Genomic DNA, 12,061 nt, shown 5'->3' with positions numbered 1-12,061 from the left:
TAACCCTGTACAACGAGAGGCGATTACACTCCAGTCTGGGGTACGTGCCCCCGGCAGAGTTTGCGGCCCAGTATCATCAAGCCCAGATGTGACTTGACCCCCTGTCCGCCTTCTTGGGTGCAGTCCAACGTATCGTTTACGACCTCTGCAAATGAAAAATCCGGCATTGGCGTGCCGGACGAAAGGAAAACCCATGACTGAAATGCAACCAAAATACCACGCTTAGACCCGTTTCCCCCTCCTACCCGGCAGAAAGCCAGCACTAAAAATCTAGGAACGTGCTGAACGCTGGGAACGTGACCCGAATAAATCCGAATCGTCCATTGAAGGCAAGGCGACCTTAGAAACACGGATACTGAACTACCTTCAGGCAGGATAGTTCGCCCTTGCATACGAAAAATTCTTGTTGTTCCTTCAATGCAGGAACTACAAAGACGGTGGACAGTCAAACCTGCTGGGCAAGATGGGCGAATATCGCTGGACGGCATTCCTCGTTGAACAGGGTCACACGGTCACGGAGGCGCCACGCATGGGCGACTTCCCCGACTATGACGTGTAGACCATCCACAACGGGATGACGTGGACGTATGAGGTCAAGACCGACTGGTATCCCGACAAGACCAACAACATTCCCATCGAACTATGGGAAACTAGGCAGGGATAGCGCGTACTGTCCGGTCTAGGTTCAACAAAAGCTGACTGGTACGTTGTTCACTTCCCTCGTTGGGGATACGCTGCCGTTGTTAAATCTGAAAAGCTGAGGGCTTACATTCGGAAGCATTTGCGCACGCTGAAGCATTTCGAGAATAGTAAGTCTCACAGCAACGCAACCGGAAAACTAATTACCCTCGCGCAATGGGAGAAAATTCCATCGGCGCGAATCATACCGATTGACTTACCGTAAACAAATCACAATAAAGGATTATGTGAATAATAGCCGACAGATTCAAATAATTCAATAGGACAACTTTGTCCACTAAGGGTTGCCCTGCTTGCAAAAATGTTCAACGACTTGCCAAAGAAAACCCTGATAGAAAGAGGGCAGCAGCACGAAGCACCCACGCTTCAGAGAAAGACAAGTGTGTCCCGAAAGTCCCCACCGAGACAAACCCGGTGGGGCTTTTCTTTAATACGTGTCCCGGCGATTCCGGGGGGTGGGGGTATCAGGCGTACCCTTCCAAACCAACGCGCCGTTGTAAACAACAGGACGCCCGATACGCACCAAATGAAAGCACCCGGCATCTGCGCCGGGTGTCTTTACCTTCGATCTTCATTGGACTGGCCTTCACAGGCTTCCTACGGGCAAGGTCAGGCGTCTACCCCTCCCCCGTTGTCCTCGTTGGGCAACCAGGCTTCTAGGCTGAGGCGAATGCTTTGTGCGCCCAGTCTCTAAGCGTTCAGCAAGCCAGGACGCCAGGGGAAGCAGTCCCGGCTGTGTAGGGTGCGGCGACATAATGTCTCATGGAGAAACGAAGTGCCGACGAGATGATGAAGCGTGTTATCAGGTTGAAGTTTGGAGATTTACAAAGGGCGTGGCTTTCCAACGACCTAGACTTTGCAACTTACGAAGCTGGACAGCACATGCACCCTTTCACGGTCAGTGAAGAAACCAGCTACGAGGGGAAGTGCTACAGTCACTTTTTAGTGCAGGTAGTAGACGAAGACTTCGATCCACAAACACTTTTTGTTTTAGGTGGAGAAACCAAACAACGGGAAGCGTTGGAAGTAGCGTGGCTTCTAAGCTGCGCCTATCACCAGGGCATACAGGATGCAAAACGCGAAATCAGAGAACGATTAAATCTCGATTGACACAGTAAGCGTCCGGTCATATCCTAACCTCACTAGGCAGCGTGAAAGCAGAAATGCCGTCTAGAAGGGTATTTATCTAACGCAAAACATTTTTTTGTCGTCTGGGTCGCTTCACACGCGAAGGGTCGTAGGTTCAAGTCCTATACCGCCCACCAACAAGAACCTCGTCTTAGACGAGGTTTTTCTGTTATTCCAATTGTTTATGCTTGGCCGTGTGACAGCCAGGTGACAGACAAAGGCAAATTATGCACGTGCCAGTAATCCTTTCTGATACGTTGAAGGGAAACTCATAAACCTGGAGACCATGCGTGACCGTTTGCTTAATTCATCCCCTGTCTATTCATCAGCGCTGGCGTGGTGACACGCCATGACTGGTGCAGAACGTTTAGATGACGAAGTGCAAGGAGAGCTAACTTTACTCCGAGACGAGGCTGTTCCCAATCAACTTGACCAGGCTCTCCTGCTGCCGAGTAAGACAACCTTGCTCAACCTCAAGCACCTGCTTGCCATCTACGATGCTGAGTTCCAGGCCTTTCAGGAATGCCAACTGGCATTGCACCAGTGGGCGGGTTCGAGAAGAGACGGGGTGCAACTTGCCCAGATCCTCCTGACTGACTTCCCTCCAGCCCTGGAAGCAGGGATAGTGGCGCAGCAGCGATTGCTCGACCTTGAAACGAGCTTTGGGCATGATCTGGAGGTACAGGCACACGAACGGCAGACGGTGTCCAGCCATCTCGAGCAGCTACAGCAAGTGGATCAAGACAGACGAAGGGGCTTCGAAAGCCGACTCCGCAACCTTGAAAGTCTCCACCAACTGGCCGTAAAAGTCATAGAGGCCGAGGATCACCTCCAGCAGCTTCGTCAGCGACAGGAAGATCAACGAGGACGCAAACTGGCGAATCTGTGGACGACTCTTTCCGGTCAGAATGCGGCATTGCAACGGGATTTGAATCAGGCCAGCGAAGCACACGGACGGGCTCATGACTCCTTTCGACATAAAGCCCTATCGTTGGGCCTAATGCCACTTCCGACACCAAACGAAGTGAGCGGGTTACTGGAGCGCGCCCATCGCGATGAAGTAGAACAGAATGTCTCGTTGCAAGATGAGCGTGAACGACTGCGGGTACGGCAGGGAGAACTCAATGTGCTCATCCAGGGCACACGAGAGCGATTGGAAGACGCTCGACTAGACGCCAGTAGGGCGTGGAGTGAGGCTCAGAAACTCCATGGCATTCCTGATTGGCTGGATTGGCTGGCTCTTGTCGCCCAACGGGATAATGTTCAGAAGCTCTGGCAGGCGAACAATACCGCAAGTGAGCGTCTGGACACCGCACTCAGGAACCTGAGGGGCAATTGGAGTGAACTGCCAGAGTCTCTCCATGATGTCGAGTCTTTACGGAAGTTCATTCCCGATGCCGAAGCAGCACTCGTTCGGCAAGAACAGCAGCAGAACGCCAAACATAACGAGTTTCTCGTCCTTCTGGATCACCGAATTTCCAACCTGAAGGATGCCGAACGACGCGCCGCACTCCTCGAAGAACAGCAGGCGAGGGCACGCCAAATTGAGTCGCGTCGACGGAAGTCCAAGCGGGACAGCCTGATCGGCCTGCTGGGCCAACGCCATGCAACCCTTATCCAGGCTGAAGAGTTGGCCAGAATTGAAAGCCAGCGCCGTATGCAGGAAAAGCAGGCACAGGAAGGGGCCTTGAAAGCACAAGTCCGCCGCAACTCCGCGCCGGTTTCTCCCGCCACTCCACTGAGCAAGACTCCTACCTTGACAGCCGACCAGGTTGCTGCCGCCCGTTCCATGCTTCTAAGACATGCTTCGGCCGCTGCTGAAGCGGCGATGTGTCTTGAAGCGTTGGAAGAATGGGCAGCGCCACAACGGAATGCACTGCAATTGGCCGCGCTGGTCAGTCAGCCGTTGCCAGCTCACTTGGTAGAGACCTTCGCATTATGGAACCGCGCACGCCAGGTGGCGACGGCAGATCGTACGGATCCCGCAATTCAAGAGGAGTACGAGCGCCTTGAACTGCGTTGGTCAACAGCATGGACGGAATTACGGCGAACTCACGGTTTACCCGCCGATCCAGGTGAAGGCAACCGACTCTGGCTGACCCGTGCCAAGGCCCAGCGCTTATGGAACATGTGGGAGCAGGCCCAGGAACGCATTCATCAACAAGAAATCTTGATGACGCCTTTCTGGGCAGAATGGCCTCTGGAACAGCAGAACGTCAATGCACTCCGTCAAATTGTTGGCGCGCTTGAAACTCAAGCCAAACCTGTCTCACCGGTGTCACCACCGGCACGCCCCGTTGTGACTTCAGCGCCACGCCATGGCTCATTCACGATCTCAGTACCCGTACCTAAACCTTCAGTGCCCAATGCGAATATGGCTTCAGTTCAAGGATCCCCACTCCCGTCGCCCCTGAAGCCAGCATTGCCAGGTCAGGGCCAGAAAGCGAAACAACTAGTCAACCTGGAGTCTTCGGCGACAAGGCATAAGCCAGCGAAAGGCAGCGGTGCCGATGTGCCGTTGACCTCGTCAGTATCAGGCAAGGTAAAGGTTCCGCACCAGGAACCGTCGCTATCGAGTGCTGGGTCGACAGTTCCTGCACAGCCAAACGAACCACAGAAAAGTTCCACGGTGAAACTACCACCGCCTCCCATTCCACAATCGTCTCCCGCTCACGCCACGGCTATGCCCCCGATTACGATTCCTTCACCACTCCAGGTCAAGGCCCGTGACGTCCCTCCTCCAAACCTGCAGGCTCTGCCACAGATTCCCGGCAGCGCTCAGCTATCAGCGACCGCACTGCCAGCATCAGATTGGCCAGTAAGCGAGCCCTCTCGTCCGATTCCCCTCCGTCCACCCGTGCCTGTACCGCTACCCACGGCACCACTTGGAGAGCCAAAGCAAACCGAACCGGCCAGGCCACCGGTAGTGCCGGTTCGCTTACCCAGTCCAGCTCTTCCTGGTCGGGGCCGCGCTGCTCCGGTTCCCGCCCATGAGGAACCATTCCTTCCACGGCGCTTAACTTCGCGTCAACGTGCAGAACGTGAGGCTGTGCGAATCAGCGAACAGTACAACTGGGCGAGGGGGTTTGTGCTTCTGGCCGACGCGCTTGACCGCGAGCGGTGGGGGCAGTTACGCGAAAGTATTGAACGGGAAATTGCGCTGGGCATGACACCCGACGAGTTTGAGCTGGTACTCCAGTTGCGGTCTTACTGGCATGATCAGATTCACTATCAGGCACCGTACAGTAGTCGTTACGACAGTTTGCCGTGGGCATTAGCCCTGCGACTGATTCGCCAGTGTGCCGGAGTACCCTGCTTTGATGAAATGACACTCCTGATCGAGCGGTTCTTCGACTACGCCGAGCGAAGGTGTTCCAGACGGGATTATCCGGCATTTTCACAGCGCTTAGGGTTCATTCTCCTGGAGATCGACACGAACATTGATCTCGATTACTGGCTCTGCACCCGGGAGGCCCAATGCTGACACCGGTAGCCGGGTCTCATGTACTGCATGTGCGAACTGGACAGTACGGCGTGGTGACCGGCCACTCCGGCAATAATCTGAACGTCACTTGGGCTGACGGCCAATCGGTCAGGGTAGCCCGGCAGGACGTGCGTTGCGGGCTGCAGGTTGGTCAAGTCGTGATGGATCGTCCCCGCAGCCTGCGCCTGTCGCTGGGTGAAGGGCGAGTTCTGCAACTAAGGGTTATGGGTGGAGTCGAGCAGGTTCTGGTCGAGTTCTGGGAAAGTGCCGAACGGCACTGGTTACCGTGGGAGAACCTTGAACCGGCCTGGAATGCCCAGACCATGTTCGAGCAAGGTATCCAACCGCCAGGCGGATTTGCGGAGAGGTTCCGTCTGCGGCAACTGGCTCTGGCCCTGCAACACTGGAACCGTACCACCGGGGCACTGGCGCAGGTCGACATCGATCCACTGCCCCACCAGTTGCACCTGGTCAGGCGCATTCTTCAAAGTGGCAACCTCAATTGGCTTATTGCGGACGACGTTGGCCTGGGCAAGACCATCGAAGTGGGCCTGTTGCTGACAGCACTTCGGCAGCAAAGTCTGCGACGCTTCCTCCTGGTGGTGCCCGCCGGCCTGACGAAACAGTGGCAGGCCGAACTGCGCACCCGCTTCGGCTTTGACCGTGCAGTGATCTATGGGCGCGACTTCGAGATCAGCGACCCAGCACAATGGCCGCTGTATGACGTGGTCATCGGATCCATGGATCGTTTCAAGCATGAGCGGCACATTGACTTACTGAGAGAATCGGGCCGGTGGGACATGGTGATCTTCGATGAGGCTCACAGGCTTTCGCGCAGCCTGTACGGAATGACGTACGAGACTTCCGACCGTTATCACCTGGCCTCAATGCTGCGCAGCATGACGGACAATGTGTTGCTGCTGAGCGGGACACCGCACCAGGGCAATCTGGACAAATTCGAAGCACTGCTTGAACTCCTGAGACCCGGGCAAATCTGGCGCGAGCGAATTGCTAAACTCAGGATGGAACCGCAGATCCTGACTGGCATGGTCATTCGGAATCGGAAAGCCGATGTCACCGATTTGCAAGGGAACTTCATCTTCAAAGGTAAACTGACCCGTTCGGTGACGGCTCCTCAGAATGAAGAAGAGGAGCTGTTCGACCGTGCCCTGCGCCGATATTTGCGACACGGTTACGAAGCCAGCCGACTCGGCGGCAGAGGGACGATCGCCATCGGCTTTGTGATGACCATCTACCGGAAACTGGCGGCGTCGAGCCTGGCCGCCATTGAGGGGGCGCTGGAACGCCGCCTGCTGCGGTTACAGACCCGACTTCGCGAAGAAGCTGAACTCGCCACCATTGACGCGGACGCCAATGAAAGTAGCCCATTCATTGAGAACGAAGAACGCGTCAATGGAGGACAGACGGAATTCTTTTCCGGGGAGACCGAAATGCTGCAGGGGCTGATTTCGCAGGCCCGCCAGGTGCGGCAACACGACACCAAACTCCAGGCCTTTATAGCCTCGCTGGTGGGTACCGTCCTGAGAAACAATCCAGAGGAACGGGTCTTGATCTTTACGGAGTACCGCTCCACTCAGGATTACCTGGTGGCTGCACTGGCCGCAGTTGCGCCAGGTAAAGTCGACGTCATTCATGGTGGGCAGTCCCTGGATGAACGGTTCGCCGCCATTACAAGATTCGAGGACACCGGTCAGTTCCTGATCTCCACTGAGGCCGGGGGCGAAGGATTCAACCTCCAGAAGCAGTGCCACATTATGGTCAACTACGACCTTCCGTGGAATCCGATGCGCCTCGTCCAGAGAGTGGGCCGATTGTACCGGTACGGTCAACAGAAACCGGTCGTCGTCTTCAACTTGAACGTGCAGGGCAGCCTGGACGACGAGATCCTCGCGCAGATGTACGGACGCTTGGACGCCGTGGCGACGGACATGGCGGCCGTTGGCGAGGAGTACCGTGAGGGCCTGCATGAAGACATCGTCGGGGAACTGGCCAGTTTTCTGGACGTCGAGCAGATTCTTGACGAAGCAGCTGGCCATACGCCACAGCGCACGCAAGCTCGAATCGAGGAAGCGCTTGAACGAGCACGTCAAGCGGCTAAACAGCAGAATGATTTACTGCGATTCTCCAGTGGCTTCGATCCTGACGCCCTTCGCGGTGAACTGGAGATTGGCGAAGATCATCTCATTGCCTTCGTCGAAGGAATGTTCAAAGCCCTGGACGTAACGATCAGTCAACGCCTGTACGGTGGCAAAGTCTGGGACATTAAACTCAGCGAATCCCTGCAACAGCAACTGCGCCTGAATCAGAATCAGCGTGTCGCGTTCGATCGCACTCTGGCCAGAACGGCCAAAGCTATGCTGTTAGACGCGAACTCCAAGTTACTCAAGGTTCTCTTCCAGAAAGCAGTTGATTATGGCTTTGGTGGTCAGATTGCCCAGACCTCCCTTCCTGGAAGTGCGGCGGTTTGCAGCATCCTGCGCTGGCAGGATGATCGCGGTCGCTCGCTGAACGAATCCTACGTCGTCTTACAACCTGACGATTCAGGCACGACCATAAACCCGAAGAGTTTCAGTCAGTGGCTTCTTCAGCCCGCACCTGATCTCGCCGGCCAGCCCGCTATCATGGCCGACCGTTGGCCTGCGATCGAAGATCAAATCCATGGCCTGCTTGGGCAAGGTGCCACTGACGAACTGCATCCCGCTGGCTACAACATCGCTGGAGTCGGTTACGCGACAGTTCGGGATGTCGAGATAGCACCGTGTGGGCGATGACTCATATCCAAGTCGTAACAGATAGGCCCGCGCTGAATACTGACAAAGGACGTCCAGCACGTTCAAATGTCTCGTATCTTCATAGGGGACAGTGATTCTGATTCAATGTCATCCACAAAATGCTGGAGTAAGTCCATCATAGTTCAAGTCCTATACCGCCCACCAACACGGAAATCCCCACCCCTCAGGGTGGGTTTTTTCGTTCTGGTACGCTAGAGGGGATGCGGGCCGAGCGGTGTGATGTCACGGTGGACAGCCGGGGTGATCCCGCGCGGGTGGTCTGGTTGGGGCAGCCGTTCGCGGTGCAGCGTGTGCTGCGCACCTTCTGTACGGGTGGGCCGGGCACAGGGGGCCTGAGTACGCCGCTGCGGGAGCACTGGTGGGTGCAGTCGGGCGAGACGACCCTGCACGTGTACCGGGTGGAGTACGGCGGGCGTGAGGTGCTGTGGTGGCTGGCGGCGATTGATCCTGACCCGCGCGGCTTCATGCGCCTGATGTGAGTGTGGGGGCTGCCTGCTGGTCAGGCTGGCGGCAGCATCAGTTTGCCTTCCAGGGGGGTGCTCAGGACGATGCTGGTATCGCAGGTGAAGCCCATCTGAATCAGTTCGCCCAGCATGGTTTCCAGCGCGGCCACGTCGGGTACGGCGACTTTCAGGATGCAACTGTTGTCCCCGGTGACGCTGTGGCATTCCAGCACGCCGTCGTGGCGGGTGGCCCACTTGACCAGGGTGGGGTCGTTGCGTCCGCTGTCCTTCACGCCGATGAAGGCGGTGATGGTGCGCCCGAGGGGTTTTCCGGCGACGCGCACGCCGTACCCCAGGATGATCTGGGCGTCTTCGAGGCGACGCACGCGTTCGGTGACGGCGGGGGCGGAAAGGCCGACACGGCGGCCGAGTTCGCGCATGCTGAGGCGGGAATCCACCTGCAACTCCTGCAGAATTCGGTGATCGAGTGGATCGAGGGAGCCGCCAAACTGTCTCATCCCCTCAGCCTAGCATTTGAAAAGTCAGGAGTAGCAATCGAGAAGGATCTGCTGCGCCAAAGTGCCACCCGACAGGCAGACCGGGCATTCCAAAAACTGCGCCAGGCAGGAAAAATGAAGGGATATTTAACTCCAAGGAGGCCGAGCATGACCCGACCTACCCACCCACAGGCAACCGTTCGCAGTCAACACATGCTGTCCCGCAACCACCGCGCCGCCAAATGGGCGGACGTGCCCGACGAGCAGTGGTACGACTGGAAGTGGCAACTGAAAAACCGCATCAACAGCGTCACCGAACTCGAAGAAGTGATTCGGCTGACCGACAGTGAACGCAAAGGCGCCAGTGCCGAGGGCATCTTCCGCCTGGACATCACCCCGTACTTCGCCAGCCTGATGGACGCTGAAGACCCCACCTGCCCGGTGCGCCGCCAGGTGATCCCCACCGAGGAAGAACTCCAGCCGTTCACCAGCATGATGGAAGACAGCCTGGCCGAGGACAAGCACAGCCCCGTGCCCGGCCTGGTGCACCGCTACCCGGACCGCGTGCTGATGCTCGTCACCACGCAGTGCGCCAGTTACTGCCGCTACTGCACCCGCAGCCGCATCGTGGGCGACCCCACCGAGACCTTTAAACCCGACGAGTACAAACTCCAGCTCGATTACCTGCGCAACACCCCCCAGGTGCGCGACGTGCTGCTCTCCGGCGGCGACCCCCTCACTCTGGCGCCCAAGGTGCTCGGCGGCCTGCTCGCCGAATTGCGCAAGATCCCCCACATCGAGATCATCCGCATCGGCACCCGCGTCCCCGTGTTCATGCCCATGCGCGTCACGCAGGAACTGTGCGACACCCTCGCCGAGCACCACCCCGTGTGGATGAACATCCACGTGAACCACCCCAAGGAAATCACCCCGGAAGTCGCCGACGCCTGCGACCGCCTCACCCGCGCCGGCGTGCCCCTCGGGAACCAGAGCGTGCTGCTGCGCGGTGTGAACGACCACCCGGTCATCATGCAGAAACTCGTGCGGGAACTCGTGAAGATCCGCGTGCGCCCCTACTACATCTACCAGTGCGACCTCGTGCACGGCGCCGGCCACCTGCGCACCACCGTTAGCAAGGGCCTGGAGATCATGGAGAGCCTGCGCGGCCACACCAGCGGCTACAGCGTGCCCACCTACGTCGTGGACGCCCCCGGCGGCGGCGGCAAGATCCCGGTCGCGCCCAACTACGTGCTGTCGCACAGCCCCGAGAAGCTCATCCTGCGCAACTTCGAGGGCTACATCGCCGCGTACACCGAACCCACCGACTACACCGGCCCCGACATGGCCGTCCCCGCCGAATGGGAACGCCGCGAACCCGGCCAGAGCGGCATCTACGGCCTGATGCAGGGCGAGCGCATCAGCATCGAACCCGCCGGCTTCAGCGAAACGCACCACCGTGAGGGTGCCATCCAGCACCGCCTGAACAGCCGCGAGGGCAAATGGGCCGCGCACGGCGTCGGAAGTCAGAACAGGGGCCATATGACCAGCGGCGTGAGTGACACCGCGCCGGATGGGATGGTGCAGGAAGCGCAACCCATCAGCGGCGACTGAATCAGGACAGGCAAGGTCATGACCTATCTCTATTCACCCCACCAGGGCGAGTGGCTCCAGTGGGAGCTGCTCGACCTGTTCCTGTCCAGGCGCTGGAAGGAACGCGAGGTGTACGATCTTGCCTTCGTTCTCCATTCCAATTACGACTTCAACGAGAGACAGGTCGAGCATTACGTCGACAGTGCTGACACGCCACGCTCAGTCGCGCTCGCCCTCTACTGGATGCTGCAGCCGGATTCCTGGCGGGAAGCAGGAGAGGGACTCGAAGACACGGACGGCCTTGCCCGCTTCTGGGAGTTGCATCGAAACTACCTGGAAAACAGGTATGCGCCTTCCACCATTGCCTTTGACCCTGTCGGCTACTTCACCAAGCAGTTTGAAGTTTTTGAGGTCCCAGAAGACATTCCTGCTCTCTTCCTTGAACCGACGGAAGGCCGAGCGGTTGACTTTGACGCGCTTCCCATAGGGAACGACGGCTTACCACTCGAAGTCTGGAACGTCACTCAGATTCTGTGGAGACTGGATGAAGTCGCCGACTCCGCTGAATCGTTTGAAGTGACCTCGAAGGCGTTTCGTGATCTCGCACTCAAGGCACACGCAGAGGGCCTTTTCTCTGACCTGAGTATTGAGGTTCCCTCTCAGCTCTGGCTCGGGCCGAATCCCAGGCCACTCTTTCCAGAATGGCGCGTCCTCCCGGAAGGCATCTGGCAGCACCTGTCTCTCCTGCCGGTGATGTCGCAACGCGATTTTGAAGGGTCTGGGACATGACCAGCTTCTACATTCAATTCGGCCAGATTTATTATGAAGTGTGCGAAAGTCAACTCTTTGCGGCCTACAAAACTGCACGAGCAGAAGAGGCAGAAGCGATAGATCTCGCCTACTTGCTCAGCGCCGATCTGGACGTCCATGAGGGCACGCCAAGTGATTACATTCAGAGCGAAGAGACGACCCAAGCTCAGGCCCTGGCCCTCTACTGGAGAATGCAGCCTGCTTATTGGATAGAGAACGATAGCAATATTCCCGACTTCCAGGAATTTGAGCACGAATGGTTTCAAAGGCTCTCTAGAAATCTCCAAAACGGTTTCTATAAATCATCATCAATTGGTTTTGACCCTCTGGTTTTCTTTCAAGATCGTTTCAAGAAGCCTGAGCTGTCAATCATTCCTGAATTCTTTAAACAGAAGATACGCGGGAGAGAAATTGACTTTCTATCTGTCTATAAAAGAGGAGATGGAGGATTTCCAAGTGAGGTTTCCGCTCTGACGGCCTGACACAAAGTATGAGAAAACGTCCCCGATAGGGGACAATTTCTGTTTATGACGACAAAAATAGTCTTCGGGGACGTGCCCCGACTCTACCAGAATGTCCGGCCCTTCCTCAGCGCCC

Annotated in this window: 8 protein-coding genes; 7 read left to right on the top strand and 1 reads right to left on the bottom strand. The window is 57.1% G+C overall.

All coding sequences use genetic code 11. The annotated features are described in order from the left end of the window. Nucleotides 1-1,461: 1,461 nt before the first annotated feature. From E5Z01_RS18080 to E5Z01_RS18065, 4 genes are all read left to right on the top strand, one after another. Complete coding sequence (locus tag E5Z01_RS18080) at nucleotides 1,462-1,809, top strand: hypothetical protein (protein WP_135230646.1); 348 nt, start codon at nucleotides 1,462-1,464, stop codon at nucleotides 1,807-1,809. Between the two features lie 367 nt (nucleotides 1,810-2,176). Further along, nucleotides 2,177-5,311 (top strand): hypothetical protein, encoded by a 3,135-nt coding sequence (locus tag E5Z01_RS18075; protein WP_135230645.1) that lies wholly within the window; start codon nucleotides 2,177-2,179, stop codon nucleotides 5,309-5,311. Continuing rightward, nucleotides 5,305-8,103, top strand: a complete 2,799-nt coding sequence (locus E5Z01_RS18070; protein ID WP_135230644.1) for a DEAD/DEAH box helicase — start codon at nucleotides 5,305-5,307, stop codon at nucleotides 8,101-8,103. Before E5Z01_RS18075 ends, E5Z01_RS18070 begins: the two co-directional genes overlap by 7 nt. A 221-nt stretch (nucleotides 8,104-8,324) precedes the next feature. Beyond that, the gene (locus tag E5Z01_RS18065; RefSeq protein WP_135230643.1) at nucleotides 8,325-8,603 is read left to right on the top strand and encodes a hypothetical protein; all 279 of its coding nucleotides are present in this window, start codon (nucleotides 8,325-8,327) and stop codon (nucleotides 8,601-8,603) included. Between the two features lie 20 nt (nucleotides 8,604-8,623). Here the strand turns inward: E5Z01_RS18065 and E5Z01_RS18060 are convergent, their stop codons facing one another. Continuing rightward, entirely contained in the window at nucleotides 8,624-9,085 is a 462-nt protein-coding gene (locus E5Z01_RS18060) for an Lrp/AsnC family transcriptional regulator (RefSeq protein WP_135230642.1), read from the bottom strand. Between the two features lie 147 nt (nucleotides 9,086-9,232). Between E5Z01_RS18060 and kamA the strand changes: the two genes are divergently transcribed. The 3 genes from kamA to E5Z01_RS18045 are packed head-to-tail and all read left to right on the top strand — an operon-like array spanning nucleotide 9,233 to nucleotide 11,946. Continuing rightward, on the top strand, nucleotides 9,233-10,675 hold the full coding sequence (gene kamA, locus E5Z01_RS18055; protein ID WP_240738559.1) for a lysine 2,3-aminomutase: 1,443 nt from the start codon (nucleotides 9,233-9,235) through the stop codon (nucleotides 10,673-10,675). 18 nt (nucleotides 10,676-10,693) lie between these two features. After that, the gene (locus E5Z01_RS18050) at nucleotides 10,694-11,443 is read left to right on the top strand and encodes a DUF4274 domain-containing protein (protein ID WP_135230640.1); all 750 of its coding nucleotides are present in this window, start codon (nucleotides 10,694-10,696) and stop codon (nucleotides 11,441-11,443) included. Continuing rightward, nucleotides 11,440-11,946, top strand: a complete 507-nt coding sequence (locus tag E5Z01_RS18045; protein WP_135230639.1) for a hypothetical protein — start codon at nucleotides 11,440-11,442, stop codon at nucleotides 11,944-11,946. Before E5Z01_RS18050 ends, E5Z01_RS18045 begins: the two co-directional genes overlap by 4 nt. Nucleotides 11,947-12,061 lie beyond the last annotated feature (115 nt).

It is taken from the genome of Deinococcus fonticola, from assembly GCF_004634215.1.
Taxonomy (GTDB): Bacteria; Deinococcota; Deinococci; order Deinococcales; family Deinococcaceae; genus Deinococcus; species Deinococcus fonticola.
This window is presented reverse-complemented; position numbering and strand designations above follow the sequence as displayed.

Excerpts from the sequence above, each read along its gene's own strand:
- E5Z01_RS18045 (WP_135230639.1), top strand. The coding sequence starts at position 11,440 with ATGACCAGCTTCTACATTCAATTCGGCCAGATTTATTATGAAGTGTGC.
- E5Z01_RS18065 (WP_135230643.1), top strand. The coding sequence starts at position 8,325 with ATGCGGGCCGAGCGGTGTGATGTCACGGTGGACAGCCGGGGTGATCCC.
- E5Z01_RS18080 (WP_135230646.1), top strand. The coding sequence starts at position 1,462 with ATGGAGAAACGAAGTGCCGACGAGATGATGAAGCGTGTTATCAGGTTG.
- kamA (WP_240738559.1), top strand. The coding sequence starts at position 9,233 with ATGACCCGACCTACCCACCCACAGGCAACCGTTCGCAGTCAACACATG.
- E5Z01_RS18070 (WP_135230644.1), top strand. The coding sequence starts at position 5,305 with ATGCTGACACCGGTAGCCGGGTCTCATGTACTGCATGTGCGAACTGGA.
- E5Z01_RS18050 (WP_135230640.1), top strand. The coding sequence starts at position 10,694 with ATGACCTATCTCTATTCACCCCACCAGGGCGAGTGGCTCCAGTGGGAG.
- E5Z01_RS18060 (WP_135230642.1), bottom strand. The coding sequence starts at position 9,085 with ATGAGACAGTTTGGCGGCTCCCTCGATCCACTCGATCACCGAATTCTG.
- E5Z01_RS18075 (WP_135230645.1), top strand. The coding sequence starts at position 2,177 with ATGACTGGTGCAGAACGTTTAGATGACGAAGTGCAAGGAGAGCTAACT.